This window comes from Siphonobacter sp., from assembly GCF_048595215.1.
Classification (GTDB): domain Bacteria; phylum Bacteroidota; class Bacteroidia; order Cytophagales; family Spirosomataceae; genus Siphonobacter.
Genome location: NZ_JBMDWJ010000030.1, coordinates 1 through 25531 on the forward strand (window position 1 = coordinate 1; position 25531 = coordinate 25531).

A 25531-nucleotide genomic window follows, 5' to 3' on the forward strand; every position below is an offset into this window, starting at 1 on the left:
ATTGGCACGAATTCTTGCTATAGATTACGGTACCAAACGCGTAGGACTCGCGGTTACGGATCCGTTGCAACTCATTGCAACGGCCCTGGAAACGGTTCATTCGAAAGACGTGATGAACTTTTTGAAAGCGTACTGCCAGCGGGAAAGCGTAGAAGCCTTTGTGGTAGGCATGCCTACGAATCTTGATGGTACGGATACGTCCAATACGCCTCACGTACGGGGATTTATTCGCCTGTTACGAAAAAGCTTTCCGGAAACACCCGTGCACGAACACGATGAACGGTTCACTTCGGTGATGGCATTGCAGGCGTTGATTTCGATGGGCACCACCAAGAAAGACCGTCGCGATAAGGGCGTTGTAGATCGGGTATCGGCAACGATTATATTACAATCGTTTTTAGAAACTCGCCGAATATAAATCAAGATACGAAAGGCCGCCAGCTTTACGCGTCTATAACATTCTAAGGTGGAAACAGGTTTTCATTTCACTACGCATTAAAATTCGCTGCTAAATCTTCGGTTGGGTAAGTGAACGTAGTAGAAAAGTCAGTCAATTGTAGAAATATTGACTAAGCTTGGCATAAAACTTTAGAATTATTTTAGACGAATAATTCCCTTGAAAAATACCATTCTATATTTGACAGTTCAAGAAGGTTTAGGAAAGAAGCGGTTTACATTCACAACATTTACATTTATGCTTGGCTATGGCTTTCGAAGTAGAACCCATTAAGCCCAAAATACGGCCTCGACTCCTGATTGAAATTGCCTGGGAAGTATGCAATCAGGTAGGGGGTATTTACACAGTAATCCGCTCCAAAGTTCCGGCAATGGTCGAGAAATGGGGCGATGATTACTTTTTGCTTGGGCCTTACTTCCCAGACAAAGCCTTGGCTGAGTTTGAACCAATTACCGATCTGGATGATTCGATCCTTGGAAAAACCGTACGAAAAATGCGGGACATGGGCTTCGATGTTCAGTATGGATACTGGCTGGTGACGGGTAAACCCCGCCTGGTGCTGTTCAATTTCAATACGCTTTATGATCGGCTCGACCAGCTCAAGTACGACCTCTGGAACCATCACCAGCTTTCTACGCTCAATGCGGAGGATCTGGTCAATCAGGTGGTCGCTTTTGGTGAATGTGTTCGGGTTTTCCTGAATGAATTGTCAAAAGATCACAGCGGACGTTACGACATTACGGCCCACTTTCACGAGTGGATGGCCGCTACGGCTCTGCCCGATCTGGCTCAGGAAGCTCCCAAACTGGCAACCGTCTTTACCACGCATGCTACCATGCTGGGTCGGTATATGGCTCCCAATGTCCCTAATTTTTACGACAATTTACCCTCGTTTAATTGGCTCGAACAGGCGAAGCACTTTGGCATTGAAACTCAGGCAACAATCGAATACCTGGCCGCTCAGCATTGCCACGTCATGACGACCGTTTCGGACGTTACGGCTCGAGAATGTGAGTTTCTACTCGGTCGTAAGTGTGATTTGACGCTGCCCAATGGGCTTAACGTCACCCGTTTCACAGCTACGCACGAATTTCAGAACCTGCACGTCCAGTACAAACAGAAGATTCACCAGTTTGTGATGGGTCACTTCTTCCAGAACTATTCCTTTGATCTGGATCGTACCCTCTATTTCTTTACGTCGGGACGTTTTGAGTACTCTAACAAGGGGTATGACCTGACGCTGGAAGCTTTGAATCGACTCAATGCCAAGCTACAGGCCAGCAACTCGGATATGACGGTGGTGATGTTTATCGTTACCAAAAACCCGGTGTATTCGATGGATGCGGATGTGCTGCAAACGCGAGCGGTAATGGCCGAAATCCGGCAAACCTGCGAAGCGATTGAACGGCAAATTGGGGAACAACTGTTCATGGCTTCAGCCACGAGCAACGATCTGAAGATGCCGGATCTCAACCAGTTCGTGGATGAATACTGGCAGCTTCGTCTTCGCCGTACCATTCAATCCTGGAAAACGCATCATCTACCCAAGACGGTTACGCACTACCTAAAGCAGGAAGATGCCATCGTGGATTTTCTGCGGAAGTCCAATATGCAGAACCATGAAACGGACCGGGTGAAGATTGTATACCACCCCGATTTCATCGCATCAACGAATCCACTGTTCGGAATGGATTACAGTCATTTCGTACGGGGTTGTCACTTAGGTATTTTCCCAAGTTACTACGAGCCCTGGGGTTATACGCCGCTAGAATGCGTGGTACGGGGCGTACCGACCGTGACGAGTGACCTTTCGGGTTTCGGTGATTACATGAATCAGATCATGGCCGATCCGGAGAACTGGGGTGTCTACGTACTGAATCGTAGCGAGCAGGATTTCCATCAAGCTGCCGAGACGCTTTCGGAACTGCTGTTTAAATTCGTACGGGCTTCTCGCCGGGATCGGATCATGCAGCGGAACCGTACGGAGAGCATTTCGGAAGTGTTCGACTGGAAAAACCTCCGTAGCTACTACGATACGGCCCATGACCTGGCTCTCAAGCGTCGTAAATACAGTTAAGCTCATTATCCCTATAAAAAAGCCCGTCGTACCACTTGCTACGACGGGCTTTTTTATACCACTATACTTCGATTAATTCTTCTTTCTGGGCTGTTTATCGGGCATCGGCGTACCGTTCACCAGGGTAGTCGTAGCCACCACACTCCGTAACCCTTCGGGTGTAATCACAATGGTTTTCAGATCCACACGACGGTTTTCGGGAATGGTCAACGCAATGGGTTTGGCGTACAAATGCGTCGTTTCATTGGGAGCATAACCATCGATACTGTAATATATTTTGGATCCTTCGACGGGCGACTTCAGATGAATCGTAAACTGATTCCCCCGTAACGTATCTTCTGCGGGCATACCAACAGCCGTTGGTACCCGGTAGACCCAATCCCGCTTTTCCATACGCCGTAGGTAGTTAGGTACTCGTTTCTCCGAAAACTCGGTATATTCTTTCCGGTTCACTGGCGACCAGGCTACCTCTGCTAAAGCCAACGCCCGTGGAAACAACATGAAGGAAGCTTTGGCCGGGGTTGGGATGTACTCCGTCCACAAGTTGGCCTGTACTCCTTTGATGTGCTTTTGCTGCTCGGCCGTTAGCTCTTTCGGCGTTGGATCGTAGGAGTACACTTTCTCCAGCGTCAAGAATCCGCCAATGGCCAGTGGCTCCTGTTTGCGGTCTTTTCCCTGGTAGTGGTCGATGTACAGGTGACTGTTGGGCGTCATAATGACGTCGTGATTTTCCTTCGCCGCCGCAATGCCTCCCTGTTCGCCACGCCAGCTCATCACGGTAGCGTTGGGAGCCAGACCGCCTTCCAGAATTTCGTCCCAGCCAATAATGTTACGGCCTTTTGAATTCAGGAACTTTTCGATCCGTCGAATAAAATAACTCTGCAGGCCGTGCTCGTCTTTCAGATTTTCTTTCTTGATCAGATTCTGGCAAAATTCCGATTCCTTCCATCGGTCTTTGGGGCACTCATCACCACCGATGTGAATATATGGAGAAGGGAAAATGGCCATTACTTCCGTCAGTACATTTTCCAGGAATGTAAACGTCTCTTCTTTCGGACAAAATACGTCTTTGTGTACGCCCCAGGTTGTCTGTACTTTAAAAGGTCCGGGCGTACAACCCAGCTCCGGATAAGCCGCCAAAGCCGCCGTGGAGTGACCAGGCAATTCAATTTCAGGAATCACGACAATATGCCGGTCGGCCGCGTACTTAACGATATCACGGGCCTCGTCCTGCGTGTAAAACCCGCCGTACTTGATACCATCGAACTGTTGTGGCATCCGGTCTCCGTATCCACCGATCAGCGTTTCATCACGAAAAGCCCCTATCTGCGTTAGTTTAGGATACTTTTTAATCTCCAGCCGCCAGCCTTGATCTTCGGTTAAATGCCAGTGAAAACGGTTGAATTTCAGTCGGGCCATTTCGTCAATCATTTGTTTGATGAACGATACGGGCATGTAATGCCGACCTACATCCAACATCAGGCCGCGATAGCCAAACCGCGGATGATCTTCGATGGTAACCGCCGCGATTTCTGCTTTTCCTTCCGGAAATAATTGCAGTAATGACTGTAAGCCATAAAACAGGCCCGCGTCTTTGCCCGCAATCTGAATACTCTGAGCGGTAGCCTTGAGCTCGTAACCTTCGGTAGGTAAGCCCGTTTTTTCGTTAAAAGCAACAAAATTAGAAGCGGGAGCTTTAGCGACTATTTTCAACTCATAACCCGCCTGTTTCTTCAGGTACTGGTTGAGTAAAACCGCCAGTCGCTTCGCTTCGGGCGTAGACGCTACCAGTTGAGTTTGGGCATTAAAACGGAAGGCTCCGGAACCCTGTTGCAGGGATACGGGCTGAGGAATGAGTGACTGCCCGAAAGTGGCTACGCTAGCCGCCGCCAGAAAAGCAGAAAGTACGAAACGTTTCATGTACAATAGGTTTCAAAAATGAGCAGTTACGCTTCACTTTTGGAGTAAACGGGATAATACGAAGCGAGGCAACTTGCTTCGGAGTACGGCAAGATACGAGCCTTTGCTTTCGCAAGTATGGTGCATCTGTTGTACCGGGGATGAACAAACGTGTGCACAGAGGTCTGCAAACGAATGCACAATTTTGGATCAATTTTATTTGTAGTAACTCTCGGCCATGAAGACTTTACCACCGTCGTCGCCTTGGGTAACGGAGTAGCTAAAACCTTTGTTGACGGAATAAGCACCCACTTCGCCCTTCAGGTTGATAGCTATGAAACCCACCTGAAATTCTTTCGCTTTTTTAGGATTGATTTTGACCAGACGCTCCACGGCCTTTTTGCAGGCTTCCATTGGTGTGGCTCCGTTTCGCATAAACTCAACGACGAGGTGCGTTCCGCCCAGACGAATTACTTCTTCTCCCTGCCCCGATGAGGTGGCTGCTCCAATTTCGCCGTCTACATATAAACCAGAGCCGATTAAAGGAGAGTCGCCGATACGGCCCCGCATTTTGAAAGCCATACCGCTGGTGGTACAAGCTCCGGCCAGTCGGCCTTTGCTATCCAGAGCAATCGTACCCATGGTATCGTGGTTAAAGGAACCGTCCTCGAACTGATTGGGAGCAAAGGGTCCGCCTGCCGCCCGTTTAGGCGTTTTACCCTGCTGCTGTTCAATGTTCATCAGGGGTTTGTACTCGGATTTTTTCAGCCATTCCTTGTACGCTTTGGCGGCATCAGCGGAAAGTTCGTCGGATTCCAGCTTAAAGCCATTCGCTACGGCAAACTGCTGGGCTCCCTCGCCTACCAGCATGACGTGCGGCGTGGTTTCCATGATTTTACGAGCCACGGAAATTGGGTGTAGAATGCGTTCAAGCCCCGCTACCGAGCCACAATCGTATTTCTCATTCATGATACACGCATCCAGTGATACGTGGCCTTCCCGGTCAGGATATCCACCCAAGCCCACACAGCAGCTAATTTCTTTTTCAATGGATTTAGCGGCTTCCTCCACGGCATCCAAAGCGTATCCACCGGGTTTGAGTACGTTCCAGGCGACCGCATTTACAGCCAGACCGCTATCCCAGGTGGAAACAACTACCGGCTTGGCAGCCGTAGCCTGCGGACTAGCTACTAGCGAGCGTACTGGAGCAAAGGTTACTGCCAGTGTGGACCAGCGAAGGAAAGATCGACGCGTTGTCATAAGTGAAGTGTGTGATCAATGGATAAAACTGTATTGCTTTCGCTATCAACGCATTACCGGATCAGTAATGCATTTTGAGCGATGTTCTTTATTTTTGAAACAGGTACGGTTCCGCGTTGGAAATTTTCCTATTTTCAACAAAATCATTGAATTTAATGGTGAAGATGCCAAATCCTAGCGTACCTTCTTTATAAAACAGACTGGATTTTTAAATAATTTGTTAATATTTTTAAAAAACAGGTGTTTATTTACAATAAAATTTCAAAAGTACAATCATCTATCGGTATAATACCTTTCGACCAAATAATTTGATTCGTACCCCTGTCTCCTAACCTTTTTGATAATGCATCCAGCTCCAGCCGAAGAAGAAATAGTACCCAAGAAAAGTGTTGTTGATTATAAGAAGAGCGTCTCCCGCAGGGGCGTTCTGGCTGAGTTATATCAGGCCGAAGTGGGTACACTCGCTCAACTGGCGAAGAATTTACATAGTAGTGTTCCGTCCATCACCAATATTGTTGAAGAGCTAGTCGAAGAAAAATGGGTGACCACTTTCGGCACGGCGGTTGGTAATCACGGACGCCGTCCGGTTTTATTTGGCCTGAATCCGCAGGATAAATACATCCTCGCTCTCGACATCAGTACGCACGATACGAAGGTACTGATTATGAACATGCAACGGGAGGTTATTTTCCGTAGAGATGTGCTGTTAGGCCTGGAAGATAGTGCGGAGTTTACCAAATCCCTACTGACGGTTACGCAGGAAGTGCTCCATGAATCAGGGATGCAAACCGCTGATCTGGTGGCGATCGGAATTTCCATGCCGGGTCTGATTCACTACCAGAACGGCACGAACATGACCTATCGGCGAATTAATCAGGAAGATAAGTCACTCAGTACCCTCATCTCTGAGCAATTTGGTTTACCCGTTTACGTCATTAACGATACCAAAGCTACGGTACTTGGCGAGCATCGGTTCGGGCTGGCTCGTGGCAAAAAGCACGTACTAGCCATTAACATTGACTGGGGCGTCGGGTTAGGAATTATCCTGAACGGCGAAATCTTTCAGGGAGCCGCCGGTTTTGCCGGGGAGCTGGGTCACATCCAGATCGATCCCGACGGTGAATTATGCCACTGCGGCAAAGTAGGTTGTCTGGATACAATCACTTCGGCTCGTTCGCTAAGTCGCCGCGTACAGCGAGGACTGAAAGAAGGCCGTGCTTCGAAATTATCGGCCTACCTCGATCGTATTGAAGAAATCGACATTGAAAAAGTAATCGAAGCCGCTTTGGAAGGTGACGCTTTCGCCATTGATATTCTTTTTGACGTAGGTACGGAATTAGGGAAAGGGCTTTCGATGGCCGTACACTTATTCAATCCGGAAATTGTGATTGTGGACGGTATTGTCGTAAAAGCCGATGCCTTTATTACTAATCCCATCGGACAAGCCATCAATAAATACTGTCTGAGTGATTTCCGCAACGAACTCAGCATTGAAATCTCGCAATTGGGCGAGCGGGCCAAATGGGTCGGCATTCACATTTACGTGATGGACCAGCTCTTTGCTACCGTTTAGAATTCTTTTTTGAACCGTGCCTGTCGCCAAATCCGCGTACCGGATCAGGTCGCTGAGCACGGTTTTTTGTTTCTTTCTTTCTCCTGTTATGAAGTCATTTTTTACTAGTCTTCTCGTTTTGACGAGTCTTTTCGTTCGGGCTCAGCAACATTCCGAACAGCACCATGTAGGGTACGTAACGCCCAAAGATCCGGCGGTTAAAGCAAAACTGGATCAGTGGCAGGGCATCAAATTTGGCTTGCTGATGCACTGGGGAACCTACAGCCAGTGGGGCATCGTTGAATCCTGGTCCTTGTGCCCCGAGGACGAAGGCTGGTGTGAACGGAAAGGCCCTTACGCGGCGAATTGGTACGATTATAAACAAGCCTACGAAAAAATTCCCCAAACGTTCAATCCCGTCAAATTCAACCCCGACCGCTGGGCGAAAGCCGCCAAAGAGGCGGGAATGAAGTACGTGGTCTTTACGACGAAGCACCACGACGGCTTCTGCATGTTTGATACCAAGCAGACGGATTACAAAATCACTAATACGCCCTTTAAAACCAATCCGAAGGCCAACGTAGCCAAGGAAGTGTTCAAGTCGTTCCGGGATCAGGGATTCATGGTTGGAGCGTATTTCTCCAAGCCTGACTGGCACACCGATAGCTACTGGTGGTCATACTTTCCTCCCAAAGACCGCAATTCCAGTTACGTACCCAGCAAGTACCCCGAGAAGTGGAATCAGTTCAAGCAGTTTACCTACAACCAGATTCAGGAATTGATGACGGATTATGGTAAAATGGATATTCTCTGGCTCGACGGCGGTTGGGTTCGTCCGTTCAGTACCATCGACTCAACGGTGAGCTGGCAGAAAGCCATTCCTTTCGATCAGGACATTGACATGCCGCGAATTGCCAAAATGGCCCGCGAGCATCAGCCGGGTCTGCTCGTGGTGGATCGTACGGTAGCGGGCGAGTACGAAAACTACGTTACGCCCGAGCAATCGGTACCCAGCGAAGCCCTTCCCTTCCCCTGGGAAAGCTGCATGACCATGGGCGATTCCTGGAGCTATATTCCCAAGGAAAACTTCAAATCCACGCGGAAGCTGATTCATATGCTGGCGGACATCGTGTCGAAAGGCGGTAACCTGCTGCTGAACGTGGCTCCCGGTCCCGACGGCGAATGGCACGAAGAAGCCTACCAGCGACTGGCTGACATTGGCAAATGGATGAACGTAAACGGGGAAGCGATTTATGAAACGACCGCCGTAGCTCCGTACCAGTCCGGCAAATGGGCGTACACGAAGAAAGGAAATACGCTGTATGCTCTGTACCGGGCGGCAGAAGGTGAGACGCTACCCGCTTCACTGGAAATCCCGATTCTGGAAAAGTCGCAGACCATTCAGTTACTCGGTACCAAAGGCTCGATCAAAGCCCAGGATAAAGTTGTAAAACTGCCGGAAAGTCTTCGCAAGCAGGCGGGCGATTCACCCGTATACGTCTTTAAGCTAGCGAAAAAATAAGGGCTATCGAAAGCCCACTGGCACCCACAAAAAAAGGTGATACGCTTCGTGTATCACCTTTTTTTGTACCCTGCTTTTATTATTCTTTCTTCAGTTTTGTATACACTTTCATAGCGATTTCGGCCCCCAGTTGTTCCCCTGCCTGGGACGCTTCCTGCATAACCAGCGGCTGGTTTTGTACCATTTTTTGTCCAAGCGGCGTTTCATAGAAAGTGATCAGTCCTTTCAAATCTTCTTCCGTATAGTGTTTAGAGAAAATGGGAACGTACAATTCGTACAGCTTCTCATCGGTAATTTCCTTTTTGAATTCTTCCCAAAAACCCTCGGGCAAGTTCGGATTGGCCACCTTACGCTGCCCTTCGATGGTAGCATCCATTGTATAGCGAGCTAACTCAAAAACTTTGCTTACCTGCATGAGTTTACGAATTAAACGCTCTTTCTCAGGGACGGGATTTTGGGCCAGGGCTCCCAACGGGAGCAGTAAAAAACAAAAGGGTAAAAGGTATTTCATGGGATTGCTTCGATTTTCCGGGAAATTAAGCTTTCTATCCGGAATTCTGCGTAGCCCCATTTCCGTTTGTAAGTCATGACACGTTATATGAAACCCAGGCTGTTTTTTATTCTTATTCTTCTGACTTTCGTTTGTACGTCCTGTTTCGAGCACCGGCGGTACTCCAGGCGAGAAATCCGCAAAGATCTGATTGACAAAGGCATCCCGGTTAAAATTGTTTATTACGATACATTAGGCCGTACGATCCGATACTTGAAAATTGGTTCCGACACCTTGCCTAGAAAAATGGTACTGCTGCACGGATCGCCGAGTTCGCTGGAAGGTTTACGCTTTTACCTGAATGATCCGGATTTACAAAAACAGGCTCAGCTCATTGCTCCCGACCGGCCGGGTTACGGTGAGTCGGATTACGGTTGGGGAGAGAAGTTTATTTCCCGGCAATCGGAAGTACTAACAAAAATGCTCTGGCAAACGCAGGATCATCGCCCGACCCTACTTTTCGGCACTTCCTACGGAGCTACGGTAGCTTCCCGACTGGCGATGGACAATCCGGATGCCTTTGACCGACTGCTCCTCGTGTGCGGCTCTTACAAACCCGGAGCCGAGAAAATCTACCCCATTTCGAAGCTTGTACCGATATTTTCCGCCTGGATTCCAGGTTTCATACACGTGGCCGACGATGAAAAACAGAATCACTACCCGCACCTGGTCACGATGGTACCGCTCTGGAAAAACATTCGTATGCCCGTGACCATGGTACATGGCCTGGAAGATCGACTGCTGTACCCGGTAAATCCACTTTGGGCGGCGAAACAACTCGTGAATGCTCCAAGCGTTGATGTCATTTACCTCGCCCGTCAGCGACACGGGATTATGTGGACAGCCCGACCCATTATTAAACCGCTGATGATCCAGGAATTACGTAAGCTTCCCAAACAGCATGTTTTGACGACCTCGCGACTGGACTGATTGTTCTCCACGGATTTTTGTGAAATAAATAATACGTGATTTCCTTTCCGGCTTTAGCTTTGCACGCATGAATGCAACTCTGCGGACTTTCGGCGTGTATGTGCTGACATCGCTTCTGATGTTACGCACGCTCGTAGTCCCGGTCATTCTGGTTGACTTCGAGCTTCGGCACGATTACATTGCCCAGTACCTCTGCGAAAATCGTTTGCGTCCCGAATTACACTGCGACGGAAAATGTTACCTGGCGAAAAAACTTAAAGCCGCTCAGGAACACGATGAACGCGAGGCCAGCCAGCGTCTGGTAACGCAGTTGCTGGAACTGCCGCATGAACATCTGCTGATGACCTTTACGTTTGGCCTTCCTTCATGGGCCGAACGTGAGCTAGAGCCCACGCCTTTCCGGGCTCCAGTCTACGTGCATGATTCATTGAGTGATTGTTTTCGCCCGCCCCAGGCGATCTTTTCCTAGTTTTTAGGTACTAACAGACACTTTTACACCTTTCTCGACGTATAAATGAATTGTACGGCTGTGTGCCGCCGGCAAGGCTTTGCTTATGAGAAAAGTATACCCATTCCTGATTTTTCTGATCAGTCTGGCGTGCTCGAAGGACCCCGCTCCCTCGGCACCCGTGCCCTTGTTCAGTATACCTAAGAACTTTCCACAACCCGATTACCCCGTCGCCCAAAAGCCGGTGACCGAAGCGGGTTTTGCCCTGGGTAAACAGTTGTTTTACGACGGAATCCTCTCGCGGGACAGTACCATTGCCTGCGGCGAATGCCACCGTCAATACTACGCCTTTACCCACCACATGCACGACTTGAGTCACGGTATCGAAAACCGGACGGGCCTTCGCAACTCGCTGGCTCTTCAGAATCTGGCCTGGCAAAAACATTACATGTGGGACGGTGCCGTAGAAAATCTTGATCTACAAGCCATTGTACCAATCACTCATCCCGATGAGATGGACGATACCATGGAAAACGTAGTAAAGAAACTCCAGCGGACGAAGGGCTACCCGCCCCTGTTCAAAGCCGCGTACGGTACGGAAGACATTACGGCAGACCGGACGCTTCATGCCCTTACTCAGTTTATGCTGACGCTGGTTTCAGCCAATTCACGGTATGACAAATACGTCCGCAAGGAAGGCGAGACCCTGTCGGCGGATGAGCTGGAAGGCATGAAACTCTTCGAATCGAAAGGCTGTAAAAGCTGTCACGCCGGGGAGTTGTTCACGGACGGTAGCTTCCGCAATAACGGCCTACCGAAGTTTGAGCGTACCAAAGTGGTATACGTTAATGGTAAACCTATGCTACAAGTGGTAATAGACGAAGGACGATATAACGTGACCAAACAGGAATCGGACCGCTTCAAGTTCAAGGTACCCAGCCTGCGGAACATCGCCGAAAGTCTGCCCTATACACACGACGGCCGCTTTACCAAGTTACAGGAAATGCTCGATCATTACGCTTCAGGCGTACAGGATACGCCCAACCTCGATCCGCTGCTGAAGCAAAACGGACGCTTAGGCATATCCATGACCGCCGACGAAAAACGCAAGATCATCGCTTTTCTGAATACGCTGACGGATACTGAATTTTTAAAAGACCAACGCTTTGCCGAACCAGCGGGATTCCCCGTTCGGTAGGCAAATTCAAGATACTTTTTTCAATGAAAATCAATCCCTTTTTCCTACTTCTATTTGCTCTTTGTACCACCGTTTTCACGTCCTGTAAAAACGAAGAACCCGAACCAGATGGTTCTAGCTTGACGCTTGAGTTTGATAACCGGGTAGGTGCTCAAAAGCTGGTACTGGGTACTACGCCGTATAAAAACGACTTCGGCGAGGAGTTTTCAGTAACTACGCTGAATTACTTCATCAGCAATGTTTCGCTGAAAAAAACGGATGGTACCGTTACAAAATTTCCGGATCAGTACTTCTTGATTCGCCAGGCCGATTCGGAGACTTGGGAGCCTAAACTGAAAAACGTTCCAGAAGGCGATTACAGCGAGGTCAGCTTTATGGTGGGTGTCGATAGCCTGAAGAGTGCTTCCCCCGCAGGCGAACGTACGGGTGTACTGGACCCTTCCAATTATAAAGAAGATAACATGTACTGGGGATGGAATTCCGGTTATATCTTCCTCAAGTTTGAAGGAACCTCCCCGGTCGTACCGGCCAATGGAGCGGGAGTTCGACCCTTTCAGTACCACGTAGGCGGTTTTGGCGGTTACTCAGCGAAGGCCCCCAATAACATCCGCACCGTAACCTTGCCCCTGAACGGAACGGCTACGGTACGTAAGGCCATCAGCCCGACGATTCATTTTGTAGTCAATCTTCAGAAGTTTTTCAACAGTACGACGGCCCTGAAACTTCAGGATACCAAATCAGTACATGATCCTTCCGTAGCGGCTCCGCTGGCCAACAACTACGTGAATATGTTTACGGTTGACCACATTCACAATGACTAGGCTCTGGGCCGGTGTATGGGTAGTACTGCTGTTCTGGTTCTGGTCCTGTTCGTCACCCGAACGGACCGGGCCGGAAGTCTCGTTTACCGTACCCACCAACTTTCCGAAGCCATTGTATGCGTTCGAACGGAACCCGCTTACGACTTCAGGTGTGGAACTGGGAAAAGCTCTCTTCAATGAAACCTTGCTTTCGAAAGACAATACCATTTCCTGTGCCGAATGTCATTCGCAACCGTACGGATTTACGCACCACGGGCACGACGTCAGTCATGGTATCCACAACCTGAAAGGAACCCGGAATTCCCTGCCGCTACAGAATCTGGCCTGGGAATCGGAGTTTTTCTGGGATGGTGGTGTACCGGATCTGGATCTGGTACCCATCGCTCCAATCATCAGCAAGGTAGAAATGGGTGAAACTATGGCGAATGTACTGGATAAGCTACGGGCCACGAAAAAGTATCCGCTATTGTTCAAAAAGGCGTACGGTACAGAAGAAATCACCACGACTCGATTTCTACAAGCTTTATCCCAGTTCATGTTAACGATGGTTTCGGCCAATTCTCGTTACGATCATTTTGTGCGTAAAGAAGGCGTTACACTGACGAACGACGAGCAGGCTGGTCTGCACCTTTTTCAACAGAAATGCTCCTCCTGCCACACGGGCGAACTGTTTACGGATCGCAGCTATCGCAACAACGGACTTTTTCTCACTAGCGATGCCGATGAAGGTCGGTTCCGGATCACGAATCAGGAGAAAGATCGCTATACCTTCCGCGTACCCAGCTTACGGAATGTAGCGGTTACGGGTCCGTATATGCACGATGGTCGGTTCTATACCCTGGAAGCGGTACTGGATCATTACGCCGAAAACGTACACGATACGCCCAACCTGGACCCGATTCTGAAAGCCAGCAACGGCAAGCGAGGAATCGCTCTCACGCAGCAGGAACGGCAGCAAATTGTTGCTTTCCTGAAAACACTGACCGACGAAGAATTTCTTACGAACAAGCAACTGGCGGTTCCCTGACCCGTCGGTTTTTCGCTTTCACTTTTCATGAAAAAAATCCTACTGCTTCTATTATGGAGCTTGTCGCTGCCCGCGTGGGCCTGCGATATCTGTGGCTGTGGCGTGGGCAATGCCTATTACGGTATCATGCCGCAGTCGTACCGCAATTTTGTGGGCGTTCGGTATCGGTACCGTACCTACAACTCGCACCTGAATTCCCAACTCCTGCGTACCAAGGAAACCTTTCACACCACGGAGCTTTGGGGACGTTTTTATCCGACCCAGCGAATTCAGATGCTGGCCTTTGTACCCTACAACTTCAATTACCAGTCCGACGCCGCAACTTCCTCACGATTGAATGGACTGGGTGATATTACGGTACTAGCTAATTACAACGTTTTCAATACGAACATGGACACGACGGACCGGGCCGTGAATCATACCCTGCTCTTGGGTGGTGGTGTGAAGCTGGCCACGGGTCGCTCGAATTTCGTAAACGATGGATCGCTGGGAGCCAATGCTAATTTCCAGCTCGGAACGGGCAGTACGGATTTCCTGCTGAATGCGATTTATACGCTTCGGTACCGTTCTTGGGGCTGGAACTCGGACGTTAGCTACCGTATGACGACGTCCAACGCTCAAAACTATCGATTCGGAAATCGGCTTAGCGGCTCTACGTCGGTCTTTTACGTAACCAGTGCCGGAAAGAAGCTGACGCTGATGCCAAACGCGGGTATAACGGCTGAGTATTCTAGTCGCGACCTGAAAGAGGGCGTGCGTAATTCCCAGACGGGCGGCTACGCAACGCTTGCTACGGCAGGTGTGGAAGCTTATTTCGGTCGCTTCGTAGCGGGTGCCAATATTCAGCAACCGCTGGCTCAAGAGCTTTCCGGGGGAGATAGTCGGGCGAAACAGCGGCTACAACTGCATGTTACGGTGCTGCTGTAGCCTATTAAAAAGTGAACCCTGAGCGAAGAATTTCTTTGCTCAGGGTTCACTTTTTCCAGACGGAACACTCTATGACTTAAAATACTTCTGAGATTGTATAATGCTGATCAGCAAATTCGAAGCGATCGCCGGCTTTCTTTCCTTCCAGTACCGTATAGATCGGTGCTGAAGTAGAAATACCGATGTATTCCACGCCATCGACTTCACAGTTTCGGCTGATGCTTACATAAAAGTTACGCTGATCGGTTAATACTACGGAGCCTACCTGTACAGCATCGTGCTGCATTTCCGTACCCATCTGATCCAGGGTGGCGAGGTCACGACGAATGACTTCCGCCCGGCCTTCCAGATCGCGACGATCATTCATCAGCATTTCGTTATTGGATTCGTAGGATTCGCTCTGTGCTTCTTCCTGATCTTCAATCACGCTGGAACGAATCGTTTCCATCTGGTTGACGAGGTCGTCGAGGGTTTCCTGAGTAACGGCCATCATAGCCGCGTGTATGGCTTCTTTACGTGAATTACTCATAATACTTAAATGCTAGGTTGATTGAGGATTTAAAATAAAAAACTCGGGCCACTAGGCTACGGGTTTGGCTGGGTTTGATAGCTGTTCAGGTTTCAAGTCTGAGCAGTTATGAGCTTTGAAGTTAAAACAAGTACACAAGGCGATCAAGCCCTTTTTACTTTAAAATCAACCTATCAAACATTGAAAAGCCGTCAACCCTTCCTACATAGCTTTAGCTTTTGGTTACTCTATTTTTCGTAATGCATAAAAGCCGGGCTATTTCCTGAAAGGAAACGACCCGGCTAAATTTATATACTGCAAATGGGAAGAAATCGAATGCTTACTTAGGCTTGTTTCACGAACTGAACGTTTGCAATTAAACGTACTTCGTCACTTACTACGGCTCCACCGGCTTCCGTTACTGCACTCCAGGTCAGACCGTAATCTTTCCGGTTGATTTTACCTTTTACCTCAAAACCAGCTTTCGTTTGTCCGTACGGATCCACTACCGTTCCACCGTATTCTACAGCAAACGCTACAGGTTTGGTTACGCCACGAATGGTCAGATCACCATTCAATACAAATTCTTCATCACCTTTTTTGCTGATGCCCGTAGAGACGAAGCTCAATTTGGGGTGTTGCTCGGCGGCAAAGAAATCTTCGCTTTTCAGGTGACCATCCCGAGCTTCGTTATTGGTAGAGATGGAATCAATTTCGGCTTCGAAATGCACTTGAGCGTCTGAGAAATCATCGCTGGCCGTAGCTTCACCGCTGAACTGGCTGAACTGACCCGTTACGGTCGTAATTACTAAGTGCTTTACTTTAAACTGTACTTCCGAGTGAGTAGGGTCAATTACCCATTTTGCTGGAGTTGCCATGTGTTTGTTGTTTTTGTTGATACAAATGTATGTATATACATATAATTTATACTTGTCAAAATCGCGGAATATCTTGTCAGAATTACTGATCTTTCAAAAAGTCCACGCCTACAGTTCTTTATCCTAGTGTACGTACGGCTATTTTTCGACGTATTTATGACGGATGGCTTTGCGATAATCGGTAAACGTTTGACCCGTATTGGCTTTGAAGTACTTCGAGAAGTGAGCTTCATCTTCAAAACCCAGCTCGTAAGCAATTTCTTTAGCGGACGTAGTTCCGTAAAAGGCCCGGCGTTTCGCTTCGAGTACCACCCGCTGCTTGATGTGCTCGGAAGCGGGCTGTCCGGTTACTTTTTTCACCGTATCATTCAAATGGCTGGGCGTGATATTAAGCTGGTCAGCATACTCCGATACGCGGGTTTTCCGGGTAAAATCCCGATCCACCAGATCTTGGAATTGACGGGCGATACACACGGATTTCGACGTTTCGGAGACCGTTACCAGTTGGTCGGCAAAGGTTCGCGACGCCTGAATCAGAAATAGTTGTAGCCAGGCCCGAATCATATCCTCCCGTAACGCCCGCTTTTGCTGGTACTCGCCCTGGAGCGTTTGCAAATACGGTTCTAGTAAATCCAGTTGCTCGGGTGGGATGAAATACGGCTTGAAATCAAGTACGTTTTGAAATAATCCCGTATTAATAAGCAACTCCCGATTGGCTTCGGATACACAGAAAAAATCCGGCTCAAAACTCAGTACCCAGCCTTCGTGCGGTCCGTCCATTTGTAGGTGATGCACCTGCCCCGGCGAAAGAAACCACCAGCTACCCGGCTGAACGTCATAGTGTTGGAAATCCACGTTGTGACTGCCTCGACCACTGGTTACGCCAATAATCACGTAGTAATCGTGGCGATGCGGCGTCAGCGTATGTTCATGGCGTTGTTCGTCCACCCAAGACATGGGATGAATTTCAAAAGGAGTCGTATCTGTTGTATGAAGGTGAAGCGTTTCCATGCAAACCAGGCGTTGAGGAAACGAATATTGAAGGAAGTTTTTATAAACTCAACGGTATACGCTTAAAATGAACGCTTTCTTTCGTTTCTCGAATTGGTTTCCTTAGAGAATTGAGCCGAAGCCCCGGGAGTCAAGCACGGATTTCGATAAATTGAAATAACAGGATACGGCCATAAAGGGGCTACTATTAATCGTAAATTTCTCCAGTACATCCCCAGCTCGCATGGTTTTCAACGTACGCAAGCCGGTCATACCGGCCTCAAACGAAAGCTGTACGGGCTTGACCGGGCTATAGTTCACCGTGAAGCTTGCTTTCCCCTGCCGATACGCCAGTCGAATGGCATTGGGATTGAGGTTAGGCGTAAGATAGCCCGCATTAAAACCACCAGCAGCGATTCCGGCTTCGAGCCAAGTCTGTTTGGAAACCTTCTGGGCAATGGAAGCCTGTAAAGGTAAAATGAGCGTCAGGCGGGTATTTTTCGCAATACGGGCGTTGATACCACCAATGGGAATGGGCGTAATCCGACCCGGCTCAAAAACGACCGCTCCCCCGTAAAACCACTGCGTACGCAAGCCCGCAATGCGTACCCGCACGGCTCCACCTACGCCATACGGGCGAGCTTTACTAAAGCTGAATAAATCTTCGGTTTCACTCACGCCTAAACCCACCGCGTATACCCAAATTTTATCCCGTAAGCTGGCGTGGATACCCGTAATGGCCGCGGAAACTGTATAAATGCCCTGATCATTTTTATCGAAGGAGAAATTCGGCATTCGGTACCCCGCGTTGATGGCCAGAAACATCTGGTTGATTTCAACGTCGATTTTACGCAGGTTGAAATTATGGAACTTCACACCTGCCCCACCCCGAATGGGAATAATTCCCTGCACGTTAAACCGGGAATAGCCTAAACGAGCCGTATCATTGATCGAGGCCGCCGGCGTCACTTCAGCCCGTACGTTGATCCCGGAAGCAAAAATCCGGCTAGGGGTTAAGGAAAGCTGGGCGTAGGACAGTGAAGCCCACAAAAGCATACCGAACGTAAAAAGAATTCGCATGAAAAAGGATAAAAAATGAAAGGCCTGTCCCTACAACGCTGAACTTAGCGATTCCGTGCACTCGCCCGATATTCCCGACGAAGTACTGCCTAAAAAGCAGCGTGATACAGTCAAGAGGCCATAAAAAAAGGCCAGAGTGGGCTGGCCTTTGTGATACAAGGGTATAAAATAGGAGGAAAAGGAAAGCGGCTGTAATGCAGTAAAGGTACGGCTAGCTTTGTTTCCGTAGTTTTGCTTCAATCGTTTGCTGCGTATGCGGAACCACGCGGAGTCGTTCTTTCGGAATCAGTTTACCCGTATCCACACAAACGCCGTACGTACCATTTTTAATACGAATCAGTGCATTTTCCAACTGCGTCGCATACTTCTGTAAACGAGCGGCTAACTGACTCAGGTTTTCGCGTTCGCTCGTATCTGCTCCGTCTTCCAGCAATTTGGTATTACCCGAAGTAGTGTCCGTACCAGGATCATTCCGCTTGCTCAGGGCCTCCCGAATGTAGTTAAGCTCCGTTCGGGTGTCACCTAATTTCTTTTGAATCAACTCTTCAAATTCCTTTAACTCTTCTTCCGAATAACGGGTTTTTTCTTCTACTGGGGACATCATATTGCACGGGGTTTGTTAGAAATATAAACGAATATCGATACCAAATAGTTTCTACGGCGGCAGTGATCAACAGGCCCTTACCCTTGGGGGCGGTGACAAAAATATATTCTAAAAAAAAGGAACAAAAGTAACTTTTTTACGGAAACGCCCAAACAATCAAAAAAATTATTCTACTCCTTTACCGATGAAAAGCATTCTTTCTTTGGCAATCGTTTCGTTTTTCAAATGACAATTCCGTATTCCCTTTAAATATATAAATTCTGGTTGAGAGTTCAGGAACCGCTAATTCGAGCACGTTTGTTTTTCTTAAAAGAATCCTGTTAAGTTTGCGGCGGATCAAAATATTTATTATTTTAATCCAATTTATTACTAAAATAAGAACAAGCCATGACGTATATAGAGCCAGCACCCTTGCAACACGAAAGTCCGCTGGAATCCATGAAGCAACGCTTCAATGAAGCTTTTAAATTATTGAACATCTCTCCAGAGATGTATGATATTCTGATGGTACCCCGTAAACAAGTGGTGGTGGGCTTGCCCGTAACCATGGACGATGGCTCCGTCAAAGTTTTTGAAGGGATACGCGTCGTACACTCCACGATTCTTGGACCTTCCAAAGGCGGTATCCGCTTCGATCCCGATGTGAACATGGACGAAGTAAAAGCATTAGCAGCCTGGATGACCTGGAAGTGTGCCGTAGTTGATATACCTTATGGTGGAGCGAAAGGTGGTATTCGTTGTAATCCCCGCGAAATGTCCACCGGTGAAATCGAGCGATTAATGCGGGCGTATACCGGTGCGATGCTTGATGTCTTTGGTCCGGATCGGGATATTCCAGCTCCGGATATGGGTACGAGCGAACGCGAGATGGCTTGGTTGATGGACGAATACTCCAAATCGTACGGCATGACGGTCAACGCAGTCGTCACGGGTAAACCTCTCGTACTGGGTGGTTCACTGGGCCGGAAAGAAGCTACGGGTCGCGGGGTAATGACGGCCTCCATTTCCGCCATGGAAAAATTACGCATTAATCCCTACCGGGCTACGGCCGCCGTTCAGGGATTCGGTAACGTAGGCTCCCATGCGGCAGCCCTGTTGCAGGAACGTGGCGTGAAGGTGCTCGGTATCAGTGACGTAACCGGAGCCTATTATAACGAAAACGGTATCGACATTCTGAAAGCCATGCAGTACCGCGACCAGCATAAAGGTTTGCTCGAAGGCTATTCAGAAGCGACGAAAATTACGAATGAAGAACTCTTGACGCTACCGGTAGATTTACTCGTACCCGCAGCGAAGGAAGATGTCATTACGGATGATAACGCCGGCGGTATTCAGGCTAAACTGATTGTGGAAGGGGCCAACGGTCCTACTTCCGCCAGTGCCGACGAAATCATTAACGAAAAAGGCATTCTGGTGGTACCCGATATTCTGGCGAATGCGGGTGGCGTTACGGTATCCTACTTCGAGTGGGTACAGAACCGAATTGGTTACAAATGGACGCTCGACCGGATCAATCGTCGTTCGGACCGGATTATGAAAGATGCTTTTGATCGGGTGTACAATACCTCTCAGGAGTACAAAGTCCCCATGCGGATTGCCGCGTACATGGTTGCGATGAAAAAGGTAGCCGATACGTATAAGTTCCGGGGCGGATACTAATCTATATCTTGCTCTTTTAAAAAGCCTCGTCAGTTACCCTGACGGGGCTTTTTGCTTTCTAGGCATGGTAGATAGCTTACGAGTACTCACCTGTTTAGCTGTTATACCAGCATTTGAAAGTAAGGTTTGCCTATTCCTATTTTCTGTAGTGTGAATAGATGTAACTATTGTATTAGCTTTATCGCAGTTGATTCCAATAAAAAAAACGGATGGGTGTGGATTACCCTTCTATTCTATTGGCTTTACAAACGCCACGCACTTAATTCTTCTCTTGAGAATTTTTACATAACCAGTTTCACACTACACAGGGCACGTTATCGTGGCTATCCTGGCACTACAAAATTACGAGTATTAAAAAAGCCCGTCTTCTTTCGAAAACGGGCTTTTTTTAATACCTAAAGCTACTTAAACTTTGATTTCCACGTCAACACCTGAGGGAAGTTCTAACTTCATCAGGGCGTCTACCGTTTTAGCTGACGTTGAGTAAATGTCAACCAAACGTTTGTAGGTGCAAAGCTGGAATTGCTCCCGAGCTTTTTTGTTTACGTGCGGTGAACGCAGTACGGTATAGATTTGCTTGTCAGTTGGCAAGGGGATAGGACCACTTACCACAGCACCCGTAGCCTTTACGGCTTTCACGATGCGTTCAGCCGATTTGTCCACCAGGTTGTGGTCAAATGACTTGAGCTTAATGCGAATTTTTTGGCTCATCAGAGTTAATAACTGGTTCGTTAAAAAAATTGCGTTTCCGCATACCCATCACCGAAAGAACCATTTACTCCGGCAGGGAAGTCTTTATGTAGTGGTTGGTTATTAGTTGATAGTTGTTTGTACAGTTACATGCGTTAACAACCATCAACTAATAACTATCAACCAGAAATTATACTCCTTTCGCTTTCTTCACTACGTCTTCAGCAATGTTTTGCGGAACGAACTCGTAGTGAGAGAAGGTCAAGTTAGCCGTAGCACGACCTGAAGACATCGTACGCAGATCCGTTACGTAACCGAACAGTTCTGACAGAGGTACATCAGCCTTGATTACCTGAGCACCGTTACGGGTATCCATACCTTTCATGATACCACGACGACGGTTCAAGTCACCCGTGATCGGTCCCGTGTATTCATCCGGCGTCAGTACTTCAACGGCCATGATGGGCTCCATCAGTTTCGCACCTGCTGAACGAGCGGCTTCTTTGTAACCCAGACGGGCAGCCATTTCGAAAGACAGTGAATCTGAATCGACATCGTGGAAAGAACCATGGAATAAACGAACCCGCATAGAATCCATTTGGTATCCGGCGAGAGGACCATTTTTCATAGCCTCGTCGAAACCTTTCTGGATTGCAGGAATAAATTCGCGAGGGATCGTACCACCTACGATTTCGTTTACAAACTCCAGACCAGGCTTACCATCTTCGCGGGGTCCGATTTCGAATACGATATCGGCGAATTTACCGCGACCACCCGTTTGTTTCTTGTAAACTTCACGGTGTTCGGCATTCTTCGTCAGGGCTTCTTTGTAAGCAACCTGCGGAGCACCTTGGTTTACTTCAACCTTGAACTCACGACGCATCCGGTCGATGATGATTTCCAAGTGAAGCTCACCCATACCACGCATAATCGTCTGACCCGTTTCTTCGTTGGTTTCAACTTTCAACGTCGGATCTTCTTCGATCAGCTTCGTAATGGCTTTCGAGAAGTTATCCTGATCAGCTGATTTCTTCGGCTCGATTGCGTAACCGATAACGGGATCTGGGAAATCCATAGATTCCAGAACGATTGGGTTCTTCTCATCCGACAGGGTATCTCCCGTTTTGATGTCTTTGAAACCAACCACAGCTCCGATGTCACCAGCCGCTAAGCGGTCGATAGAGTTCTGCTTGTTTGCGTGCATCTGGAAGATACGAGAGATACGCTCTTTGTTACCTGAACGGGTATTCAAAACGTAAGAACCGGCTTCCAGTACCCCTGAGTACGCCCGTACAAAGCACAGACGACCTACGTAGGGATCAGTAGCAATTTTGAAAGCCAGACCCGCGAATGGATCAGACTCCGTTGGATGACGAACTACTTCCGCATCCGTGTTAGGGTTCGTACCTACGATAGCTTCTTTGTCCAGCGGCGAAGGCATCAGAGCCATCACGTAGTCAAGCATCGTCTGTACCCCTTTGTTCTTGAACGAAGAACCGCACAACATCGGTACGATTTTCATTTCAATCGTAGCCCGACGAAGTGCATTCAGGATTTCATCTTCAGAGATCGACTCAGGATCTTCGAAGTATTTTTCCATCAGCGTTTCATCATAATCAGCTACTGCTTCAAGTAATTTTTCGCGGTATTCCGTAGCTTCTTCCAGCATGTCTTCCGGAATGGGGACTACTTCAAAGGTCATACCTTTGTCAGCCTCGTTCCAGATCAGACCACGGAAGTTTACTAAGTCAACAACACCACGGAAGTTATCTTCAGCACCGATCGGCAATTGCAGGGGTACTGCATTGCTACCCAGCATTTCTTTTACTTGCTTTACTACATTCAGGAAGTCAGCACCTGAACGGTCCATCTTGTTAACGAAACCGATCCGGGGAACTTTGTAGTTATCAGCCAAACGCCAGTTCGTCTCAGACTGAGGCTCAACGCCATCTACTGAGCTGAACAAGAATACTAAGCCATCGAGTACGCGTAATGAACGGTTTACTTCTACCGTAAAGTCAACGTGACCCGGAGTATCGATGATGTTGATGTGATAAGAGTGATCACGGTACTTCCAGTTTACTGTGGTAGCAGCAGAAGTAATCGTAATTCCACGCTCTTGCTCCTGATCCATCCAGTCCATGGTAGCAGCACCATCGTGTACTTCACCGATTTTGTGGCTAACACCCGCATAGTAGAGAATACGCTCCGTAGTAGTCGTTTTCCCTGCATCAATGTGGGCGGCAATACCAATGTTTCGAGTGAATTTTAAATCTCTTGCCATTATTGGTTTTTGATTGTGTTTGTTTCCGTACCGGTCCCTTGCTTGCCAGGACTTCCAATCGAAATGGGAATTTTACAGTCCGGCAATCGGGGTGCAAAAATAGTCTATTTCCTAGAAAAAAACCAGCGATAATCCAAGGTAATTTTTTGGCTGAATGGAAGTTAACTCCTCGGGCATAGTTTCTTTACGCAAGAAAGGATAGAAAAAGCGAGCTTTTCGGGGAATGGTACGTTAGGATTTTAACGTATTCCGCAAAAATAATGTTCATTTTTTGGTGAATTCGGAAAGCGTTTTGACGCTTGACTTTTTTTTATCTTTTTTGCGAGTCTTTTGAATGGGAAATTAATTAACTCGCTAAACTTATCACCGTTATGAGAAAAGTATGGGTAATGATGGCCCTGTCGGTGGCCGTTGTGAGTCAGTCCTGCGTGAGCAAGAAAAAAGCATCCGCCTTGCAAGCCCAGGTCAATGACCTAAAAACCGAAAACACCCGCCTGGCCGAACGCATCCGCGTCGAACTCGGCGATTGTCAACAAAAATCCGCTTCCCTGCAATCACAGCTCGATGCCCGCAACAACGAGCTGACGGCCAAAACCGCCCGCGTTAAGGAAGTCGAAGATCAGCTGGATTACTTAAAGCGTACCAACGCCGGTCTTCTGGACCGCATGGCCGATCTCTCCATTGTTTCCAAGCAAGGAGCCGAGTCCATCAAACGCTCCCTGGAAGCCATCGATCAGCAGAGTAAATACATCCAGAGTCTGAACACCTCCATCCAACGCAAGGATTCGCTGAATCTGACCCTGGTGACGAATCTCAAACGCTCGCTGGCCAATGTCAACGATGAGGACGTCGAGGTTCAAGTTAAGAAAGGTGTCGTGTACGTTTCGATCTCGGACAAACTCTTGTTTGCCACGGGTCAGGCTAACGTGAATGCCCGGGCCGAAGAAGTGCTGGGTAAGGTTGCCAAGGTCATCAACGATCACAATGAGCTCGAGGTCATGGTACAGGGTCACACCGATGCCGTACCCATCTCGACGGATCTCAACCGGGATAACTGGGACTTGAGTGTGCGTCGGGCCACCTCGGTGGTACGGTTGCTGCAAAGCAAGTTCAAGGTGGATCCGGCCCGTTTGACGGCCGCTGGTAAGGGTGAGTACGAGCCCAAGGATTCCAACAAGAGCTCGGCGGGACGCAAGGTCAACCGCAGAACGGAGATCATCTTGACCCCCCGTCTGGATGAGTTCTTCCAACTCCTGACCCCGCAACAAGATCAGGCTAAATAAGCACTGGATTTGTCTATACTAAAAAAGCCCACTTGTTGAAAGTGGGCTTTTTTATGCCGTTACTAAATCTGATCCTAATGACTGGTCTGAATCATTTCATATTCCTCTTCAGTTAGTCCTGAGTTTTCTATCCATTCCTGCACTTCGGGCATATCCATGTCCTGAATATAGTCGTACGGATGACGGGCATTGATGCGTTCGGCGATTGCTCTCCCTTCCGTCTGCTCGATCAGGTAGCCTACTGCACAAATGGTGCCGTTCTTATCCATGAAGCAGGGTTTGTGTTGACTTACATTCGGCTCATTTTGGGGAAAGTTACCAGCCTCCCTGTATTGCTGTAATAGGTCTAACAACCGTTGGCGTTTTTGTTGGAGATGTACGGGCAGATGGGTTACAGAGCTTTGTCGCAACTTGTCTTCTACGTATGCTAAATGCGTTTCAATACGAAGCGATTGCGGCGTTCTCAAATCAGGTTTACGGCCGTAGGTGGCAATAAAGCTTTCATCGCCCAGTACAGTATTAATGGGTTGAAGTTGTTGTTGCGTGGATGCCAACGTGATGCCTAAGAAAGCAGCCATCACCATAAAACCCAGCATAGTGAGTACTTTCATGATAGATAAAGGTATGGAGGACCTTCTAAAGACCCAATTTCGATTTAAAGGGTTGGAATAGCTTCCATTCTTTCGATAAAAATTGTTTTTTACATCAAATCCCTTCGCAAACGCCTACCTTTGTCAAACTGATCGCATAAAGGGGTGCCCTACCTAACGGGCTGAGATCATACCCATTGAACCTGCCACGGATAATGCCGTCGAAGGGAAGCGTAGATAGTCTGAAAACCTGTATTTCTTCGGATTGTCCCAGCATCAATACTTTTATCCATTTAT

At 48.2% G+C, this 25531-nt stretch carries 23 protein-coding genes and 1 riboswitch; of the genes, 12 read left to right on the top strand and 11 right to left on the bottom strand.

Features of this window, described 5'->3' with window-relative positions:
• The first annotated feature begins 1 nt into the window (after position 1).
• A complete protein-coding gene (ruvX, locus tag ACOJTG_RS01705; protein ID WP_420152221.1) occupies positions 2 to 418 on the top strand; it encodes a Holliday junction resolvase RuvX in 417 nt (138 codons plus the stop codon).
• 286 nt (positions 419 to 704) lie between these two features.
• Entirely contained in the window at positions 705 to 2534 is a 1830-nt protein-coding gene (locus tag ACOJTG_RS01710) for a glycogen synthase (protein ID WP_420152222.1), read from the top strand.
• A gap of 72 nt (positions 2535 to 2606) precedes the next feature.
• Here the strand turns inward: ACOJTG_RS01710 and ACOJTG_RS01715 are convergent, their stop codons facing one another.
• Together ACOJTG_RS01715 and ACOJTG_RS01720 are read right to left on the bottom strand one after the other, a co-directional pair.
• Positions 2607 to 4454 carry a beta-N-acetylhexosaminidase gene (locus tag ACOJTG_RS01715; RefSeq protein WP_420152223.1) on the bottom strand — a complete coding sequence of 616 codons (1848 nt, stop codon included), beginning with the start codon at positions 4452 to 4454 and terminating at the stop codon, positions 2607 to 2609.
• 195 nt (positions 4455 to 4649) lie between these two features.
• A complete protein-coding gene (locus tag ACOJTG_RS01720; protein ID WP_420152224.1) occupies positions 4650 to 5693 on the bottom strand; it encodes a N(4)-(beta-N-acetylglucosaminyl)-L-asparaginase in 1044 nt (347 codons plus the stop codon).
• 343 nt (positions 5694 to 6036) lie between these two features.
• On the opposite strand from ACOJTG_RS01720, the gene ACOJTG_RS01725 reads away from it, so the two are divergent.
• Positions 6037 to 7266 carry an ROK family transcriptional regulator gene (locus tag ACOJTG_RS01725; protein WP_420152225.1) on the top strand — a complete coding sequence of 410 codons (1230 nt, stop codon included), beginning with the start codon at positions 6037 to 6039 and terminating at the stop codon, positions 7264 to 7266.
• 88 nt (positions 7267 to 7354) lie between these two features.
• Positions 7355 to 8767, top strand: coding sequence for an alpha-L-fucosidase (locus ACOJTG_RS01730; RefSeq protein WP_420152226.1), 1413 nt, complete (start codon positions 7355 to 7357; stop codon positions 8765 to 8767).
• 79 nt (positions 8768 to 8846) lie between these two features.
• On the opposite strand, the gene ACOJTG_RS01735 is transcribed toward ACOJTG_RS01730, so the two are convergent.
• Positions 8847 to 9278, bottom strand: coding sequence for a DUF2059 domain-containing protein (locus ACOJTG_RS01735; protein WP_420152227.1), 432 nt, complete (start codon positions 9276 to 9278; stop codon positions 8847 to 8849).
• Positions 9279 to 9353: 75 nt separating this feature from the next.
• Here ACOJTG_RS01735 and ACOJTG_RS01740 point away from each other — a divergent pair, with 75 nt between their 5' ends.
• The 6 genes from ACOJTG_RS01740 (at position 9354) to ACOJTG_RS01765 (ending at position 14668) form a co-directional block, all read left to right on the top strand.
• On the top strand, positions 9354 to 10247 hold the full coding sequence (locus ACOJTG_RS01740; protein WP_420152228.1) for an alpha/beta fold hydrolase: 894 nt from the start codon (positions 9354 to 9356) through the stop codon (positions 10245 to 10247).
• Positions 10248 to 10314: 67 nt separating this feature from the next.
• Positions 10315 to 10716 (top strand): hypothetical protein, encoded by a 402-nt coding sequence (locus tag ACOJTG_RS01745; RefSeq protein ID WP_420152229.1) that lies wholly within the window; start codon positions 10315 to 10317, stop codon positions 10714 to 10716.
• Positions 10717 to 10801: 85 nt separating this feature from the next.
• Positions 10802 to 11893, top strand: coding sequence for a cytochrome-c peroxidase (locus tag ACOJTG_RS01750; RefSeq protein WP_420152230.1), 1092 nt, complete (start codon positions 10802 to 10804; stop codon positions 11891 to 11893).
• Positions 11894 to 11916: 23 nt separating this feature from the next.
• Complete coding sequence (locus ACOJTG_RS01755) at positions 11917 to 12714, top strand: MbnP family protein (protein WP_420152231.1); 798 nt, start codon at positions 11917 to 11919, stop codon at positions 12712 to 12714.
• On the top strand, positions 12707 to 13741 hold the full coding sequence (locus tag ACOJTG_RS01760) for a cytochrome-c peroxidase (RefSeq protein ID WP_420152232.1): 1035 nt from the start codon (positions 12707 to 12709) through the stop codon (positions 13739 to 13741). The genes ACOJTG_RS01755 and ACOJTG_RS01760 overlap by 8 nt, the downstream gene beginning before the upstream one ends.
• A 27-nt stretch (positions 13742 to 13768) precedes the next feature.
• Positions 13769 to 14668: a hypothetical protein gene (locus tag ACOJTG_RS01765; RefSeq protein WP_420152233.1), complete on the top strand. Its 900-nt coding sequence runs from the start codon at positions 13769 to 13771 to the stop codon at positions 14666 to 14668.
• A gap of 76 nt (positions 14669 to 14744) precedes the next feature.
• On the opposite strand, the gene ACOJTG_RS01770 is transcribed toward ACOJTG_RS01765, so the two are convergent.
• The 5 genes from ACOJTG_RS01770 to ACOJTG_RS01790 all read right to left on the bottom strand — a co-directional run bounded on the left by ACOJTG_RS01770 (position 14745) and on the right by ACOJTG_RS01790 (position 18725).
• Positions 14745 to 15197, bottom strand: a complete 453-nt coding sequence (locus ACOJTG_RS01770) for a hypothetical protein (RefSeq protein WP_420152234.1) — start codon at positions 15195 to 15197, stop codon at positions 14745 to 14747.
• Positions 15198 to 15520: 323 nt separating this feature from the next.
• Entirely contained in the window at positions 15521 to 16054 is a 534-nt protein-coding gene (locus ACOJTG_RS01775; protein WP_420152235.1) for a YceI family protein, read from the bottom strand.
• 138 nt (positions 16055 to 16192) lie between these two features.
• Positions 16193 to 17065 carry a helix-turn-helix domain-containing protein gene (locus tag ACOJTG_RS01780; protein WP_420152236.1) on the bottom strand — a complete coding sequence of 291 codons (873 nt, stop codon included), beginning with the start codon at positions 17063 to 17065 and terminating at the stop codon, positions 16193 to 16195.
• Between the two features lie 102 nt (positions 17066 to 17167).
• Entirely contained in the window at positions 17168 to 18124 is a 957-nt protein-coding gene (locus ACOJTG_RS01785; RefSeq protein ID WP_420152237.1) for a hypothetical protein, read from the bottom strand.
• A 211-nt stretch (positions 18125 to 18335) separates the two neighbouring features.
• The gene (locus tag ACOJTG_RS01790) at positions 18336 to 18725 is read right to left on the bottom strand and encodes a TraR/DksA family transcriptional regulator (RefSeq protein ID WP_094811071.1); all 390 of its coding nucleotides are present in this window, start codon (positions 18723 to 18725) and stop codon (positions 18336 to 18338) included.
• A 390-nt stretch (positions 18726 to 19115) separates the two neighbouring features.
• On the opposite strand from ACOJTG_RS01790, the gene ACOJTG_RS01795 reads away from it, so the two are divergent.
• A complete protein-coding gene (locus ACOJTG_RS01795) occupies positions 19116 to 20387 on the top strand; it encodes a Glu/Leu/Phe/Val family dehydrogenase (RefSeq protein WP_420152238.1) in 1272 nt (423 codons plus the stop codon).
• Between the two features lie 405 nt (positions 20388 to 20792).
• On the opposite strand, the gene rpsJ is transcribed toward ACOJTG_RS01795, so the two are convergent.
• Positions 20793 to 21098 carry a 30S ribosomal protein S10 gene (gene rpsJ / locus ACOJTG_RS01800; protein WP_094811061.1) on the bottom strand — a complete coding sequence of 102 codons (306 nt, stop codon included), beginning with the start codon at positions 21096 to 21098 and terminating at the stop codon, positions 20793 to 20795.
• Between the two features lie 169 nt (positions 21099 to 21267).
• A complete protein-coding gene (fusA, locus tag ACOJTG_RS01805) occupies positions 21268 to 23361 on the bottom strand; it encodes an elongation factor G (RefSeq protein ID WP_420152239.1) in 2094 nt (697 codons plus the stop codon).
• A gap of 371 nt (positions 23362 to 23732) precedes the next feature.
• On the opposite strand from fusA, the gene ACOJTG_RS01810 reads away from it, so the two are divergent.
• Positions 23733 to 24644 (top strand): OmpA/MotB family protein, encoded by a 912-nt coding sequence (locus ACOJTG_RS01810; RefSeq protein ID WP_102200780.1) that lies wholly within the window; start codon positions 23733 to 23735, stop codon positions 24642 to 24644.
• A gap of 74 nt (positions 24645 to 24718) precedes the next feature.
• Here ACOJTG_RS01810 and ACOJTG_RS01815 read toward each other — a convergent pair whose 3' ends face one another.
• Positions 24719 to 25255 carry a hypothetical protein gene (locus ACOJTG_RS01815; protein ID WP_420152240.1) on the bottom strand — a complete coding sequence of 179 codons (537 nt, stop codon included), beginning with the start codon at positions 25253 to 25255 and terminating at the stop codon, positions 24719 to 24721.
• A 130-nt stretch (positions 25256 to 25385) separates the two neighbouring features.
• Positions 25386 to 25482: riboswitch (TPP riboswitch) on the top strand.
• Positions 25483 to 25531: the final 49 nt, after the last annotated feature.

Bases quoted from the DNA above. Each gene is read 5' to 3' on its own strand.
- ACOJTG_RS01715 (WP_420152223.1), bottom strand. From the start codon at position 4,454: ATGAAACGTTTCGTACTTTCTGCTTTTCTGGCGGCGGCTAGCGTAGCC.
- ACOJTG_RS01730 (WP_420152226.1), top strand. From the start codon at position 7,355: ATGAAGTCATTTTTTACTAGTCTTCTCGTTTTGACGAGTCTTTTCGTT.
- ACOJTG_RS01785 (WP_420152237.1), bottom strand. From the start codon at position 18,124: ATGCGAATTCTTTTTACGTTCGGTATGCTTTTGTGGGCTTCACTGTCC.
- ACOJTG_RS01775 (WP_420152235.1), bottom strand. From the start codon at position 16,054: ATGGCAACTCCAGCAAAATGGGTAATTGACCCTACTCACTCGGAAGTA.
- ACOJTG_RS01725 (WP_420152225.1), top strand. From the start codon at position 6,037: ATGCATCCAGCTCCAGCCGAAGAAGAAATAGTACCCAAGAAAAGTGTT.
- rpsJ (WP_094811061.1), bottom strand. From the start codon at position 21,098: ATGAGCCAAAAAATTCGCATTAAGCTCAAGTCATTTGACCACAACCTG.
- ACOJTG_RS01710 (WP_420152222.1), top strand. From the start codon at position 705: ATGGCTTTCGAAGTAGAACCCATTAAGCCCAAAATACGGCCTCGACTC.
- ACOJTG_RS01745 (WP_420152229.1), top strand. From the start codon at position 10,315: ATGAATGCAACTCTGCGGACTTTCGGCGTGTATGTGCTGACATCGCTT.
- ACOJTG_RS01765 (WP_420152233.1), top strand. From the start codon at position 13,769: ATGAAAAAAATCCTACTGCTTCTATTATGGAGCTTGTCGCTGCCCGCG.
- ACOJTG_RS01720 (WP_420152224.1), bottom strand. From the start codon at position 5,693: ATGACAACGCGTCGATCTTTCCTTCGCTGGTCCACACTGGCAGTAACC.
- ACOJTG_RS01735 (WP_420152227.1), bottom strand. From the start codon at position 9,278: ATGAAATACCTTTTACCCTTTTGTTTTTTACTGCTCCCGTTGGGAGCC.
- ACOJTG_RS01810 (WP_102200780.1), top strand. From the start codon at position 23,733: ATGAGAAAAGTATGGGTAATGATGGCCCTGTCGGTGGCCGTTGTGAGT.
- ACOJTG_RS01795 (WP_420152238.1), top strand. From the start codon at position 19,116: ATGACGTATATAGAGCCAGCACCCTTGCAACACGAAAGTCCGCTGGAA.
- ACOJTG_RS01790 (WP_094811071.1), bottom strand. From the start codon at position 18,725: ATGTCCCCAGTAGAAGAAAAAACCCGTTATTCGGAAGAAGAGTTAAAG.
- ACOJTG_RS01780 (WP_420152236.1), bottom strand. From the start codon at position 17,065: ATGGAAACGCTTCACCTTCATACAACAGATACGACTCCTTTTGAAATT.
- ACOJTG_RS01755 (WP_420152231.1), top strand. From the start codon at position 11,917: ATGAAAATCAATCCCTTTTTCCTACTTCTATTTGCTCTTTGTACCACC.
- ACOJTG_RS01770 (WP_420152234.1), bottom strand. From the start codon at position 15,197: ATGAGTAATTCACGTAAAGAAGCCATACACGCGGCTATGATGGCCGTT.
- ACOJTG_RS01760 (WP_420152232.1), top strand. From the start codon at position 12,707: ATGACTAGGCTCTGGGCCGGTGTATGGGTAGTACTGCTGTTCTGGTTC.
- ACOJTG_RS01750 (WP_420152230.1), top strand. From the start codon at position 10,802: ATGAGAAAAGTATACCCATTCCTGATTTTTCTGATCAGTCTGGCGTGC.
- ACOJTG_RS01815 (WP_420152240.1), bottom strand. From the start codon at position 25,255: ATGAAAGTACTCACTATGCTGGGTTTTATGGTGATGGCTGCTTTCTTA.
- fusA (WP_420152239.1), bottom strand. From the start codon at position 23,361: ATGGCAAGAGATTTAAAATTCACTCGAAACATTGGTATTGCCGCCCAC.
- ACOJTG_RS01740 (WP_420152228.1), top strand. From the start codon at position 9,354: ATGACACGTTATATGAAACCCAGGCTGTTTTTTATTCTTATTCTTCTG.